The following is a 12,750-nucleotide window of genomic DNA, read 5'->3' on the forward strand; positions in this document are numbered from 1 at the left end:
AAGCATAAAAAAAGGCCCTCGCAAGAGGGCCTTTTCATTTGGACGTCTATACGTCTATAACGTCACAACCGATAGACGAGGTTGTTGCGTATCTGCACGTAATCACCAGGGCGGACCTGCGGATCGGCCGCCTGGGTCACCGTGGCATAACGACCGTCATCAAGCTTGATGGTCACCTGCCAGGCAATGTCCGGACCGCCACTGTTCTTGCCGACCTGGTTGCCCACGGCGCCGCCAGCCACGGCACCGGCAACGGTTGCCAGGGTCCGGCCGCTACCGCTGCCGATCTGGTTGCCGATCAGGCCACCAGCCACGCCACCAATGACCATACCCAGCGGCGACGAATCCCTTTGGGTCTGTATCTGGCGCACATCACTCACCACGCCGCATTGCTCACAACGATTGGACGCGCCGCTGTACACCACCTGTCGCTGGGGTGGCGGCACGCATCCGGCCGTCAGCGCAATAACGGAAACCAATCCCACGACTGCCAAACGTCTAAGCAATGTATGCATGGCGTGAATCCTCAGTGAGCGTCGGAAACGGCTACCACACCTTCCTGTACCTGCAGCCTGTCACCCGGATCGTGATCCATTCGTACAGTGCGGGTGACGCCGTTGTACTCATAACTGACGTCGTACGCCACTACCTTGTCGCCCGCGCTGCCGGCGACCGTGGTACAGCGGCGCTGCGTGGTGGAAACCGTGGCGTTCTGCTGATGGTTCTGCTGGATCTCGTGACCCGCGTAACCGCCGCCCACCGCGCCTGCCACGGTGGCCAGGGTGCGGCCCTTGCCGCTGCCGATCTGGTTGCCCAGCAGGCCGCCCGCCACGGCACCGATGGCCGTGCCAGCAATCTGATGGGTATCCTGCACCGGCTTGTGCTGGGTGACGACCTCGTCGTGACACACCTGCTGGGGCGCACTGGGGGCCTCATGGACCGGCGTCACGCTGACCACGCGGGCGTACTTGGGGCCGTCCTGGGACTGCGCCGCGGCGCCCACGCCACCATCGGCATTCGCATCGCGATTGCATGCCGACAAACCAAAAACCAGCGCCGCGCCAAGTCCGAGATTCAGCGCTGAAACGACCAACCTGTTCATAATGCTCTCCTGTCTGGATCGGCGGAGCACCCCGCGTCCGCCTGATTCGATCCGAACGTGCCTCCATTGAACCCGCGAGTCACTGAATATTCGCTTAGACCGAAGCCGCTTATTTTCCCGGGACAGGACCCCGCAATCTGTGCTCGAACTCACCGACAGCCATGCACATATCGATGACGCCAGCTTCGATGCCGACCGCGACGCCATGTTCACGCGCGCGTCCCAGGCTGGCGTCGGGCACATCGTCGTGCCCGCGATCGACCTCGCATCGTGGGGCCGCATTGCCGCCATCTGCGCGAACCATCCCCAAGCGCATCCCGCCTACGGGCTGCACCCGATCTACCTTGACCAGCATCGGCCGGAGCACATCGACGCGCTGATCACGCAGCTGCAGACCCACCCGGCGGTCGCCGTGGGCGAAATCGGCCTCGACTACTTCCTGCCCGAACTGGATCAGCAACGGCAGCGCGAGTACTTCCAGCAGCAACTTCGCATTGCGTGCGACTTCGATCTCCCGGTCATCGTGCATGCGCGCCGCGCCATGGACGAAGTCACCTCCACCATGCGCCGTATCGGCGGCCTGCGCGGGGTGGTGCACAGCTTCTCCGGCAGCGTGCAACAGGCGCAGCAGCTCTGGGACATGGGCTTCCACATCGGCATCGGCGGCCCGGTGACCTACGAACGGGCACAACGTCTTCGTCATATCGTCGCGACCATGCCCATCGAACGCTTGCTGCTGGAAACCGACGCACCGGACCAGCCCGGCGCGGGCCATCGCGGCGAGCGCAATGAGCCGGCTCGATTGACCGACGTGCTGGGCGTGGTGGCAGCGCTTCGCGGCGAGAGCGAGGCGTCCATCGCCCAAGCCACCACCGCGAACGCTCGCCGCCTTTTCAGGTTCGGCTGACCCCTTACCCAGGGCGACGCGCGGAGACTTGTGCCCCGCGCCGGGCGGGTGCTAGCCTAATTACTTCACTGGCGAACTATCCTCTGATGAAATGAAGCAGATGCACGAATGCCTCGCGCGCATGGACGAGGGGATAACCCGCGTTCGCGAGTTCATTCCGGAGCTTCCCTTGCAGGAGGTCATGCTCACCCGGCTGCTGTTGCTGGTGGGCGGCAATCTGCTCGACGAGCTGGAGTTCAATCTCAAGCCCTACGACTTGAATGACAGTGACTTCCGCACGCTGATGATGATCTACAGCAGCCCATCCGGCAGCGCGAGCCCGACCGAGCTGTGCGAGTACGCGCAACAGAGCGCGACCAACATGACGCGTATCGCCAATGTGCTGGTGAAGGCAGGCCTGGTCACCCGCGCCGCCAGCGCCGAGGACCGCCGCCGCGTCGTGCTCAGCATTACCACGGCGGGCAAGCGCCTGGTGCGAAAGATCCTTCCGCCGCTGTTCCCGCAAGTGCTGGGCGCTTTCGCCTCGCTCAGCGCCAGCGACAAGCGCACGCTCGATCGCCTGCTACGGCAGATTGCCCTCAACATCGATTCGCTCACCCACACGGACCGTCGTCCATGACCCCACTATTTTCGATCCGTCGCGGACTCGGCTATCGCGCGGCGCTCGCCGGCGCGGTGGCCCTTGCCGTCGCGGGTTGTTCGATCCCGGCCAGGCTCGGCCATCCGGCCGTTCGCGACGACGTACCGCTGGCAGGGCTCGATGTCGCCACGCGCGCCGGCTGGCCGGAAGCGGAATGGTGGCGCCAGTACAACGATCCGCAACTCGATACGCTGATCGCGATGGCGATGAAGGGCTCGCCCGATATCGCGCAGGCGCGTTCGCGGGTGGAGTCGGCCGAGCAGTCGATCCGCGCCACCACGGCGCAGGCCGGGCTCAACGTCAACGGCAGTGCCCAGGTCGAACGCCAGCGCCTGAGTGAATACGGCCTGATCCCGCCGAAGTTCCTCGGCTTCACCTGGTACAACCAGGGCGACCTCGGGGTGCAGGCGCAATACGATTTCGACTGGTGGGGCAAGAAGCGCGCGACCATCGAGGCGGCCGTGGACCAGGCCCACGCGGCCCAGGCGCAACACAGCGCCGCCGCGCTGGCGATCCAGAGCACCGTGGCCGACACCTATTTCGGCTGGCTCGCGGACGAAGCGCGCATCGGCATCGCCCAGCAGGCGGTACAGACGCAGGAGCAGCTGACGCGCATCGCCGAGCTGCGCGTGCGCCAGGGCGTGGACCTGCCCGATACGCTGGAATCGGCCAAGGCACAGCTCGCCGCCGCCCGCCAGATGCAGGTGACCATCGAGAGTTCCGCCAGGATCCGCGTGGCCGCGCTCGCCAGCCTGCTTGGCGTGGCGCCGGCGGACATGCCCGCGCTGCAGCCGCGTGAACTGCCCACCATCAACAGCGGCCTGCCCGACAACGTGGGCGTCGACCTGATCGCACGCCGCCCCGACATCGCCGCCAGCCGCTGGCAGGTGGAGTCGGCCTTGCGCCAGACGGACGTGGCGCGCGCGGAGTTTTTCCCCGATATCAGCATCAGCGCCATGGCGGGGCTGTCCAGCATCGACCTGGACAGGTTCTTCCATTCCGGCAGCCGCGTGTTCGGGCTGACGCCTGCCCTGCATCTGCCGATCTTCACCGGCGGCCTGCTCGAAGCCAACTACGGCATCAGCAAGGCCCAGCTCAACGCCGCCGTGGCGCAGTACAACAGCACCGTGCTCACCGCCGCGCGGGACGTCGCCACGCAGAGCCTCACCGCGCAACAGCTCGCCGGCCGCCGCCAGCAACAGCTCGCGCAGATCGACGCCAACGAACGCCTGCTCAGCAACGCGCAGGCGCGTGCCCGACGCGGCGTGCGCGACATTCGCGAAACCCTCAGCGCCAAGGCCCAGCTGCTGCAGCAGCAGGACGACGCGGTCAGCCTGCATGCGCAGGCGGTCTCCACCGATATCTCGCTGATCAAGGCCCTGGGTGGCGGCTATCGCGCCCCTGCGCCCGGTCAGGCCTCCAACGACACCTCCCCTTCTTCTTCGAACCTTGCCGGAGACGCCACGCATGAGCGCCACTGATTCCGCCGCCAGACCGCAGGACAACGACAGTGGCATGGCCGCTAAGAATCCGGCCAAGCGCCGTCGCGCACTGCTGATCGTCACGTCGGTATTCGTCCTCGCCGCCGCGGCGTGGGTGCTGTTGTGGGTGTTCGTGTTCTCCACCCGCGAGAAGACCGACAACGCCTACGTGGGCGGCAACCAGGTGGCGATCTCGGCCCAGGTGCCGGGCACGGTGGTGGCCATCCTCGCCGACGACACCCAGCGCGTCGAAGCGGGCCAGGTGTTGGTGAAGCTCGACAGCACCGATGCAGATGTACGCCTGCAGCAGGTCAGCAGCGCACTGGCGCAAACGGTGCGCCAGGTGCGCGAACAGACCGAGTCGGCCTCCAGCGCCGATGCGCAGGTGGCCAAGGCGCGCGTCGACCTGAAGAAGGCCCAGGCCGATCTGGCCCGCCGCCTGCCGCTGATCGCCGAGCAGGCCGAGGCCCCGGAGAACGTGCAGCATCTGCGCGATGCCGTCGACCAGGCGCAGGCGTCGCTCACCGCCGCCGAGGCCCAGGCCGCCGCCGCGCATGCCGCCATCGAGGGCACCGACGTGCCCAACAACCCGGCCGTGGTGCAGGCTCGCGCCAACTTCCGCGCCGCCTGGGTGGCAGCGCAGCGCAATGCGATCTATGCGCCGGTGACCGGCTATGTCGCGCAGCGCAGCGTGCAGGTGGGCAACAGCGTGCAGGCGGGCCAGCAGCTGATGACGGTGGTGCCGCTGCACAACCTGTGGGTGGATGCGAACTTCAAGGAAAACCAGCTGCGCCACATCCGCGTGGGCCAGCCGGCCAGGATCGAGACCGACGTCTATGGCGGCGGGGTGGAGTACCACGGCAAGGTGATCGGCCTGGGCGCAGGCACCGGCAGCGTGTTCTCGCTGCTGCCCGCGCAGAACGCCACCGGCAACTGGATCAAGGTGGTGCAGCGCGTGCCGGTGCGCATCGCGCTGGACGACAAGGAACTCGACCAGCACCCGCTGCGCGTGGGCCTGTCCACCGAGGTCACCGTCGACATCACCGACGACAAGGGTCCGGTGCTGGCCTCCACCAACAACGGCCAGCCGGTGGCGCAGACGGACGTCTATGACCAGATGGCCAGCAAGGCCGATGCGGAAGCCGAGAAGATCATCCAGGCCAACCTGAGCCAGCACAGCGCCAACTGACGAGCTGAACAGCCATGGCCTCCACACCCAACGACGCCCTGCCGCTCAAGCCGCTGCAGGGCAGCGCGCTCGTCCTGCTGACCATCGCCGTCGCGTTCAGCACCTTCATGGAGGTGCTGGACATGACCATCGTCAACGTCGCCGTGCCCCATATCGCCGGCAGCCTGGGCGTGAGTTCCAGCGAGGGCACCTGGACGATCAGCTCCTATTCGCTCGCCAGCGCCATCATGCAGCCGCTGACCGGCTGGATCGCGCGACGCTTCGGCGAAGTGAAGACCTTCGTCTTCTCGGTGATGCTGTTCGTGGTGTTCTCCATGCTGTGCGGCCTGGCCACGTCCATGCCGATGCTGGTGATCGCCCGCCTGATGCAGGGCGCCGGCTCCGGCCCGATGGTGGCGCTGTCGCTGACCCTGCTGCTGTCGAGCTACCCCAAGACCAAGCAGGGCATCGCGCTGGCGCTATGGGCGATGACCGTGGTGGTGGCGCCGATCTTCGGCCCGATCCTGGGCGGCTGGCTGACCGACAACTTCTCCTGGCCGTGGATCTTCTACATCAACGTGCCGGTGGGCCTGGCGGCCGGCATCATCACCTGGACCCTGCTGCGCAAGCGCGAAACCAAGACGCGCCAGACGCCGATCGACGTGATCGGCCTGGCGCTGCTGGTGGTGGGTGTGGGCTCCCTGCAGTTCATGCTGGACAACGGCAACGACAACGACTGGTTCGCCTCGCCGATGATCACCACGCTGGGCCTGATCGCGCTGGTCTGCATCAGTTTCCTGGTCGTGTGGGAGTTGAACGCCAAGCACCCGGTGGTGGACCTGGGCCTGTTCCGGCGCCGCAACTTCAGCGTGGGCGTCACGGCGCAGTCGCTGGGCATGTTCGCGTTCTTCGGCATCAACGTGGTGTTCCCGCTGTGGCTGCAGACCACGCTGGGCTATACCGCCACCTGGGCCGGCCTGGCCACGGCGCCGGTAGGCATCCTGGCCTTCCTGCTCTCGCCCATCCTGGGACGCAACCTGCAGCGGCTGGAACTGCGCGCGGTGGTGACCTTTGCCTTCATCGTGTTCGCCGGCACCTCGTACTGGTTCTCCACCTTCGACAGCTCGGCCTCGTTCGCCTCGCTGATCCTGCCGCGCTTCGTGATGGGCATTGCCATCCCCTGCTTCTTCATCCCGCTCAACCAGATCTACCTGGCGGGGCTGCCCGCGGAGGAGATCGCCAGCGCCACCGGCCTGGCCAATTTCTTCCGCACCCTGGGCTCCAGCGTTTCCACCGCGGTGACGGTGACGCTGTGGGAGCACCGCGGCATCTGGCACCACGCCACCCTCGCCGAAAGCGTGGCCCCGTCCAACCCGGCGGCCACCCAGGTGGTGCAGCAGCTGACTCGCGGCGGCATGAGCCAGATGCAGGCCCTGGGGGTGACCGACCAACTGGTGAACAAGGAGGCGTTGACGCTGGCGGTCAACGACGTCTTCTGGCTCTGCATGGTGCTCTTCATCCTGCTGATCCCGGTGCTGTGGTTCGCCCGGCCGCCGTTCGGCAGCGCGGGCGGCGCTGCGGCAGGCCACTGATCCATAAAGATTGCTGCATCCCCCGGTGCAGCAATTGAATACCACTTGGGCGACTGGTGCGGCGCAATACCTTCTGCTAGTTTGTGTCGCATGGCACAAACTATCCGCACCATCAAGAAGTACCCGAACCGCCGGCTCTATGACACGGAGATCTCCAGCTACATCACGCTGGAAGAGGTCCGCCAGCTGGTCCTGGACGGCGAAACCTTCGAGGTTCGCGACGCCAAGAGCGGCGAGGACCTGACCCGTTCGGTCCTGCTGCAGATCATCTCCGAGCACGAGGAAAAGGGGCAGCCGATGCTGTCGCCCCAGCTGCTCAGCCAGATCATCCGCTTCTACGGCGACTCGCTGCAGGGCTTCATGGGGCCCTATCTGGAACGCAGCCTGCAGGTCTTCCTGGACCAGCAGCAACAGTTCCGCACGCAGCTCAACAGCCTGCTCGGCCAGACCCCCTGGTCGATGCTCAACGAGCTGACCGAGCGCAACATGGAAGCCTGGCGCAACATGCAGCGCGGCCTGCTCGATACCGCCACGCAGGCGCAGACGCCGCCACGCGGCGGCAAGAAGCCCGGCTAAGCCCGCCTGGCCGGCGCGCGCAGCGCCGGCCGCTCCGTTCATCCGACCGCTGCAGCACAACATGTGCTGCCCTGCGGCATGTGCACGAGTCCTTCACATGAATGCTTCCGCCCGTATCCCGCGTGTTGCCGTCGTGACCGGAGGCATTGGCGGCCTCGGCACCGAGATCTGCCGCCAGCTGGCGCAGGCCGGCCGCCAGGTGATCGCCGTGGACCTGCCCGCCCGCGCGGAAAGGCTGGAGGCGTTTCGCCACGAGCTTGCCGACCTCGATGGCGCGGTGCGCTTCGAACCGGCCGATGTCAGCCAGTTCGACCGTTGTGCCGAGCTGATCGGTCGCATCGAAGCCGAGCACGGCAGCGTGGACATCCTGGTCAACGCCGCCGGCATCACCCGCGACACCAGCCTGCGCAAGATGACCCCGCAGCAATGGCACGAGCTGATGCGGGTGAACCTGGACGGCGTGTTCAACATGTGCCGCAACGTGGTCGAAGGCATGAGCGGGCGCGGCTTCGGCCGCATCGTCAATCTCAGCTCGGTGAACGGCCAGACCGGCCAGTTCGGCCAGACCAACTACTCCGCCGCGAAAGCCGGCGTGCACGGCTTCGGCATGGCGCTGGCCCGCGAAACGGCACGCAAGGGCATCACCGTGAACACCGTTTCGCCCGGCTATTGCGATACCGCGCTGGTGGCCGCGGTGCCGGCGGATATCCGCGAACAGATCATCGCCGACATTCCGGTCGGCCGCCTCGGCTCGCCGGGCGACATCGCCCGCGCCGTGCGGTTTCTTGCCTCAGACGATGCCGGCTATATCACCGGCGCGAATTTGCCGGTGAATGGCGGCTACTTCATGAGCTTCTGAACCGGGCGCGGCCGTTCCTCCTCGCGCTTCCAACCCGCTACTCTTGGCGGACAACGGACCTCAAAGCGGAGCCTCATGGCGCAGCAAATCACCCTCATCGGCGGCGGCCTGGTCGGCGCCCTGCTCGCCCAGCAACTGGCGGGGCGCGGTTTCGCGGTGGATGTGTTCGAGAAGCGGCCCGACCCACGGGTGGCCGGCTTTAGCGGGGGGCGCTCGATCAACCTGGCCCTGGCCGAACGCGGCCTGCACGCGCTGCGCCAGGCAGGCCTGGCCGATGACGTGCTGCAACGCGCGGTGATGATGCGCGGCCGCATGGTGCATACGCGCGACGGGCGCTCCGGCCTGCAGCGTTACGGCGTCGACGACAGCGAAGTGATCTGGTCGGTATCGCGTGGCGCGCTGAACATGCTGCTGCTGGACGCCGCCGAGGCGGCCGGCGTGCGCTTTCATTTCGGCCAATCGCTGGCCGGCGCGGACTTCGACGCGCACCGCATCCGCCTGGCCGATGAGCAAGGCGTGGAGCGGGACATCGATGCCCCGGTGGTGATCGGTGCCGACGGCGCCGGCTCGGCCTTGCGCGCCGCGATGAATGCCTATGCGCCGCTGGGCGAACGCGTGGAATCGCTGGGCCACGCCTATAAGGAACTGGAGATTCCGCCCGGCGGCACGCTGCCGGCGGCGCTGGTCGGCGACAGTGGCGGCCACGACCAGTTCGCGCTGGAACCGCACGCCCTGCATATCTGGCCGCGTGGCGGCTATATGTGCATCGCCCTGCCCAACACCGAGGGCAGCTTCACGGTCACCCTGTTCCTGCCTGCCCAGGGCGCGCACCCGAGTTTCGCCACGCTGCCGGACGCCACCGCCGCGCGGGCGTTCTTCCAGCATGACTTCCCCGACCTGCTGCCGTTGATTCCGGATTTCGCCGCGGACTACGACGGCCACCCGGTCGGCACGCTCTCCACGCTTTACCTGCAGCGCTGGCACCTGGATGGCCGGGCGCTGCTGGTGGGGGACGCGGCCCATGCCATCGTGCCGTTCCACGGCCAGGGCATGAACTGCGGTTTCGAGGACACCGTGGTGCTGGCTTCGCTGCTGGCCGAGGCCCCCGGCGATACCGCCGAGGTGTTCGCCGAATTCCAGCGCATCCGCCAGCCCAATGCCGACGCCATCGCCGCCATGGCGCTGGAGAACTACGTGGAAATGCGCGACTCGGTGGCCGACCCGCATTACCTGGCCAAGCGCGAACTGGGCGCCTTGCTGGCCGGGCGCGCGCCGCAGCATTTCATGGCGCGCTACCGCATGGTCACCTTCACCCACCTGCCGTATGCCTACGCCTATGAGCGGGGACGCGCGCAGGATCTGCTGCTGGAACAACTGCTGCGCGGCTCGACCCAGGCCGCCTCGGTCGACCTGGACGCCGCGGTCGCCGCACTCCACGCCACCCTTCCCCCGCTGCCCGATCCGCTGCATGGATGAACTGATCGCCGCGTACCAGGCCACCGACTACCGCGTGCGCCTGGCTCGCGGCGGCTACGCCAGCATCAGCATCGACCAGCCCTTGCCGGCCGATCTGGTGTCCCTGGTCGGCGACCACGCCTGGGGATTCATCACAGCGTGGAATCCCGCATCGCAACCCCACTCGCGACAATCCAATCGTCAAGCGCAGCAAGGGCTGCTCCGTGCCCTGCGGGGTGGCCCAGGCACGGTGGCGGTGCACGCGGCCATGGGCGTAGGCGGCGACGGTCGATGGCGCGAGCCCAGCCTCTTTGTGGTCGGCCCGGATGTCCGGCAACTCGATCCGCTGGCCTTGCGCTTCGGGCAGAACGCCTATCTGCACGGGCGCGGCGACGGCCTCGCCCGGCTACGCTGGATGCGGGAGCGGCTTTAGCTTCGATGGCGACCCGCACGCTGGTTGGCGGCACTGCGCCGCATAGACAAGGCTGTCAGCCATTGCGGACAATCGGACGATGACTGCCCCGCCCGCCGCCGCCCCGATCCTGTTGGAAGCCCGGGCGCTCTCCTTCTATCGCCAGGACGAGCCCGTGTTCGGTCCGCTGGACTTTCGCCTGCATGCCGGCGAAGTGGCCCTGGTCGAAGGCGACAACGGCAGCGGCAAGACGACTTTGCTGCGCATCCTGGCGGGCCTGCTGCACATCGACGAAGGCGAGCTGCGCTGGCGTGACCAGCCCTGGCGGCGCGAAGAGCACCTCGGCGACACGCTGTTCCTCGGCCATCACCTGGGCCTGAAAGCCGATCTCAGCGCACGCGAGAACCTTTCCGTGGCGACTGGCCTGTATGGCGTGCGCGATGGCCGCAAGGTGGCCGATGTACTGCTCGACATCGGGCTGGCCGGTTATGAGGACGAACCGGTGCGCCGCCTGTCCGCCGGCCAGAAGAAACGCGCCGCGCTGGCGCGCCTGCTGTTGCTGCCGGCCACGCTGTGGTTGCTGGACGAGCCCTACGCCAACCTGGACCGCACCGGCATCGAGCTGGTCAACCGCCTGCTGGCCGAACACGCGGCGCGTGGCGGCGCGGCGCTGGTGACCAGCCATGGCGCGGTGAGCTTCCTGGGTGGCGCGCCGAAACGGGTGCGCATGCATGCGTAGACCCCGTGGCTCGACCATGAAACCCCTCCCCCCGCACGCAGGGGGAGGCTGGGAGGGGGTGAGCTCTTTCGCCCGTTGGTGTTACCCCTCCCCAACCCTCCCCTGCAATGCAGGGGAGGGAGCGAAGGCATGGGGGTGCGCATGAGCAGAACACGGCTTTCCACCGCCTGCGTCGCCGTGCTGCGCCGCGATCTCACCCTGGCCTGGCGTCGCCGCGGCGACATCGTCATGCCGGTGCTGTACGCGCTGATCGTGATCACCCTGTTCCCGTTCGCGCTGGGCCCGGAAGACGCGCTGCTGCAGCGCATTGCCGGCGGCGTGGTGCTGGTGACCATGCTGCTGGCCATGCTGCTGGCGCTGGACGCGATGTTCCGCAGCGATATCGAGGACGGCTCGCTGGAGCAGCTGATGCTGTCGCCGCAACCGTTGGCGCTGATGCTGGGCATGAAGATCCTCGCGCACTGGATCACCACCGCGCTGCCACTGATCCTTATCGCGCCGTTGCTGGCCGGCATGCTGCACCTGCCCGCGCCGGTGATGCCGGTGCTGGTCTATGCGCTGCTGCTGGCCACGCCATTGCTGAGCCTGCTTGGCGCCGTGCTGGTGGCGCTGACGGCCGGCACCCGACGCTCTGGTATGCTGCTGGCGTTGATGCTGCTGCCACTGTGCGTGCCGGTAGTGATCTTCGCCGCTGGCGCCGTCGCCGCGGCACAACAGGGGCTGCCGTGGCTTGCGCCCATGGCCTGGCTGGGCGCCGCGCTGGTCATGGCCCTGGTGCTGGCGCCGCTGGCCTGCGCCGCCGCCCTCCGCATTGCCTTGGACGCCTGAACGCTATGGCCAACTGGATCCCCTTGTGGGTGCACAAGCTCAGCTCGCCGCCGAACTTCTATCGCTTCGCCGGCACGTTGCGCCCCTGGGCCCTGGGCCTGGCGCTGCTGCTGGGCGCCATCGCCCTGTACGGCGGCTTGGTGCTGGCGCCGGCCGATTACCAGCAGGGTGATGCCTACCGCATCATCTTCATCCACGTGCCGTGTGCCTGGATGGGCTTGTTCGTCTATGGCGTGATGGCCATCGCCTCATTTATCTCGCTGGTCTGGCGCATCAAGCTGGCCGAGGTGGTGGCGATGGAATCCGCCCCCATCGGCGCGGCCTTCACCTTCATCACCCTGTGTACCGGCTCGCTGTGGGGCAAGCCGATGTGGGGCACTTGGTGGACCTGGGACGCGCGGCTCACCTCCGAGCTGGTGCTGCTGTTTCTGTACCTGGGCGTGATCGGCCTGTATCACTCGTTCGAGGACCGCCGCCAGGGCGCGCGCGCCGCCGCCTTCCTCGCCATCATCGGCATCATCAACGTGCCGATCGTGCATTTCTCGGTGAACTGGTGGAACACGCTGCACCAGGGTTCCACCGTGCGCCTCCTTGGCCCTTCGAAGATGAGCGGCGACATGCTGTGGCCGCTGCTGACCATGATGGCCGCCACCAAGTTCTATTACATCGCCAGCCTGTTCGGCCGGGTGCGCACTGATCTGCTGTCGCTGGAAAGCGGCAAGGACTGGGTACGCCAGATCGCCGAAGCCCAAGGGCACGCGGCAGCCAAGCAGGAGGGCCGTCGGTGAGCGCGTTTTCCTGGGACAGCTTCATCGCCATGGGCGGCTATGCCGCCTATGTGTGGCCGGCGTATGCGGTGTTCTTCATCGTGCTGATCGCCGACTACGTCAGCCCCACGCTGCGTCGCCGCCGCGACCTGCGCGAGCTGCGTGCGCGCATGGCGCGGCAGAGCGCGCGCCAGCAACGCCCCCCTTCAGCGTCCTAAGCAACG

Annotated in this window: 15 protein-coding genes; 13 read left to right on the forward strand and 2 right to left on the reverse strand. The window is 67.2% G+C overall.

Annotated features, from left to right (window positions below):
* Positions 1–62: 62 nt before the first annotated feature.
* Both MJ606_RS09650 and MJ606_RS09655 read right to left on the reverse strand, forming a co-directional pair.
* Entirely contained in the window at positions 63–515 is a 453-nt protein-coding gene (locus tag MJ606_RS09650; RefSeq protein ID WP_243049311.1) for a glycine zipper 2TM domain-containing protein, read from the reverse strand.
* Between the two features lie 11 nt (positions 516–526).
* Positions 527–1,102 carry a glycine zipper 2TM domain-containing protein gene (locus tag MJ606_RS09655; protein ID WP_243049312.1) on the reverse strand — a complete coding sequence of 192 codons (576 nt, stop codon included), beginning with the start codon at positions 1,100–1,102 and terminating at the stop codon, positions 527–529.
* Positions 1,103–1,241: 139 nt separating this feature from the next.
* Here MJ606_RS09655 and MJ606_RS09660 point away from each other — a divergent pair, with 139 nt between their 5' ends.
* From MJ606_RS09660 to ccmD, 13 genes are all read left to right on the forward strand, one after another.
* Positions 1,242–2,009, forward strand: a complete 768-nt coding sequence (locus MJ606_RS09660; RefSeq protein WP_243049313.1) for a TatD family hydrolase — start codon at positions 1,242–1,244, stop codon at positions 2,007–2,009.
* Between the two features lie 100 nt (positions 2,010–2,109).
* Entirely contained in the window at positions 2,110–2,628 is a 519-nt protein-coding gene (locus MJ606_RS09665) for a MarR family transcriptional regulator (RefSeq protein WP_343214808.1), read from the forward strand.
* Positions 2,625–4,130 carry an efflux transporter outer membrane subunit gene (locus tag MJ606_RS09670; protein ID WP_243049315.1) on the forward strand — a complete coding sequence of 502 codons (1,506 nt, stop codon included), beginning with the start codon at positions 2,625–2,627 and terminating at the stop codon, positions 4,128–4,130. Before MJ606_RS09665 ends, MJ606_RS09670 begins: the two co-directional genes overlap by 4 nt.
* Positions 4,117–5,319, forward strand: a complete 1,203-nt coding sequence (locus MJ606_RS09675) for an efflux RND transporter periplasmic adaptor subunit (RefSeq protein ID WP_243049316.1) — start codon at positions 4,117–4,119, stop codon at positions 5,317–5,319. The genes MJ606_RS09670 and MJ606_RS09675 overlap by 14 nt, the downstream gene beginning before the upstream one ends.
* A gap of 14 nt (positions 5,320–5,333) precedes the next feature.
* Positions 5,334–6,890 carry a DHA2 family efflux MFS transporter permease subunit gene (locus tag MJ606_RS09680; protein ID WP_243049317.1) on the forward strand — a complete coding sequence of 519 codons (1,557 nt, stop codon included), beginning with the start codon at positions 5,334–5,336 and terminating at the stop codon, positions 6,888–6,890.
* A 90-nt stretch (positions 6,891–6,980) separates the two neighbouring features.
* Positions 6,981–7,466 carry a polyhydroxyalkanoate synthesis repressor PhaR gene (gene phaR, locus MJ606_RS09685; RefSeq protein WP_243049318.1) on the forward strand — a complete coding sequence of 162 codons (486 nt, stop codon included), beginning with the start codon at positions 6,981–6,983 and terminating at the stop codon, positions 7,464–7,466.
* A gap of 97 nt (positions 7,467–7,563) precedes the next feature.
* The gene (gene phbB, locus MJ606_RS09690; RefSeq protein WP_243049319.1) at positions 7,564–8,325 is read left to right on the forward strand and encodes an acetoacetyl-CoA reductase; all 762 of its coding nucleotides are present in this window, start codon (positions 7,564–7,566) and stop codon (positions 8,323–8,325) included.
* Between the two features lie 75 nt (positions 8,326–8,400).
* Complete coding sequence (locus tag MJ606_RS09695) at positions 8,401–9,801, forward strand: NAD(P)/FAD-dependent oxidoreductase (RefSeq protein WP_243049320.1); 1,401 nt, start codon at positions 8,401–8,403, stop codon at positions 9,799–9,801.
* The gene (locus MJ606_RS09700) at positions 9,794–10,213 is read left to right on the forward strand and encodes a DUF3293 domain-containing protein (protein ID WP_243049321.1); all 420 of its coding nucleotides are present in this window, start codon (positions 9,794–9,796) and stop codon (positions 10,211–10,213) included. Before MJ606_RS09695 ends, MJ606_RS09700 begins: the two co-directional genes overlap by 8 nt.
* 79 nt (positions 10,214–10,292) lie before the next feature.
* Positions 10,293–10,931 carry a cytochrome c biogenesis heme-transporting ATPase CcmA gene (ccmA, locus tag MJ606_RS09705; protein ID WP_243049322.1) on the forward strand — a complete coding sequence of 213 codons (639 nt, stop codon included), beginning with the start codon at positions 10,293–10,295 and terminating at the stop codon, positions 10,929–10,931.
* 141 nt (positions 10,932–11,072) lie between these two features.
* Positions 11,073–11,759, forward strand: a complete 687-nt coding sequence (gene ccmB / locus MJ606_RS09710; protein WP_243049323.1) for a heme exporter protein CcmB — start codon at positions 11,073–11,075, stop codon at positions 11,757–11,759.
* A 5-nt stretch (positions 11,760–11,764) separates the two neighbouring features.
* Positions 11,765–12,547 carry a heme ABC transporter permease gene (locus MJ606_RS09715; protein ID WP_243049324.1) on the forward strand — a complete coding sequence of 261 codons (783 nt, stop codon included), beginning with the start codon at positions 11,765–11,767 and terminating at the stop codon, positions 12,545–12,547.
* A 29-nt stretch (positions 12,548–12,576) separates the two neighbouring features.
* Positions 12,577–12,744: a heme exporter protein CcmD gene (ccmD, locus tag MJ606_RS09720; protein WP_243049571.1), complete on the forward strand. Its 168-nt coding sequence runs from the start codon at positions 12,577–12,579 to the stop codon at positions 12,742–12,744.
* The last annotated feature ends 6 nt before the right edge of the window (positions 12,745–12,750 follow it).

It is taken from the genome of Dyella sp. RRB7, assembly GCF_022761115.1.
GTDB lineage: Bacteria > Pseudomonadota > Gammaproteobacteria > Xanthomonadales > Rhodanobacteraceae > Dyella.

Bases quoted from the DNA above. Each gene is read 5' to 3' on its own strand.
- MJ606_RS09675 (WP_243049316.1), top strand. From the start codon at position 4,117: ATGAGCGCCACTGATTCCGCCGCCAGACCGCAGGACAACGACAGTGGC.
- ccmD (WP_243049571.1), top strand. From the start codon at position 12,577: ATGGGCGGCTATGCCGCCTATGTGTGGCCGGCGTATGCGGTGTTCTTC.
- phaR (WP_243049318.1), top strand. From the start codon at position 6,981: ATGGCACAAACTATCCGCACCATCAAGAAGTACCCGAACCGCCGGCTC.
- phbB (WP_243049319.1), top strand. From the start codon at position 7,564: ATGAATGCTTCCGCCCGTATCCCGCGTGTTGCCGTCGTGACCGGAGGC.
- MJ606_RS09665 (WP_343214808.1), top strand. From the start codon at position 2,110: ATGCACGAATGCCTCGCGCGCATGGACGAGGGGATAACCCGCGTTCGC.
- MJ606_RS09715 (WP_243049324.1), top strand. From the start codon at position 11,765: ATGGCCAACTGGATCCCCTTGTGGGTGCACAAGCTCAGCTCGCCGCCG.
- MJ606_RS09680 (WP_243049317.1), top strand. From the start codon at position 5,334: ATGGCCTCCACACCCAACGACGCCCTGCCGCTCAAGCCGCTGCAGGGC.
- MJ606_RS09650 (WP_243049311.1), bottom strand. From the start codon at position 515: ATGCATACATTGCTTAGACGTTTGGCAGTCGTGGGATTGGTTTCCGTT.
- ccmA (WP_243049322.1), top strand. From the start codon at position 10,293: ATGACTGCCCCGCCCGCCGCCGCCCCGATCCTGTTGGAAGCCCGGGCG.
- MJ606_RS09695 (WP_243049320.1), top strand. From the start codon at position 8,401: ATGGCGCAGCAAATCACCCTCATCGGCGGCGGCCTGGTCGGCGCCCTG.
- MJ606_RS09655 (WP_243049312.1), bottom strand. From the start codon at position 1,102: ATGAACAGGTTGGTCGTTTCAGCGCTGAATCTCGGACTTGGCGCGGCG.
- ccmB (WP_243049323.1), top strand. From the start codon at position 11,073: ATGAGCAGAACACGGCTTTCCACCGCCTGCGTCGCCGTGCTGCGCCGC.
- MJ606_RS09700 (WP_243049321.1), top strand. From the start codon at position 9,794: ATGGATGAACTGATCGCCGCGTACCAGGCCACCGACTACCGCGTGCGC.
- MJ606_RS09670 (WP_243049315.1), top strand. From the start codon at position 2,625: ATGACCCCACTATTTTCGATCCGTCGCGGACTCGGCTATCGCGCGGCG.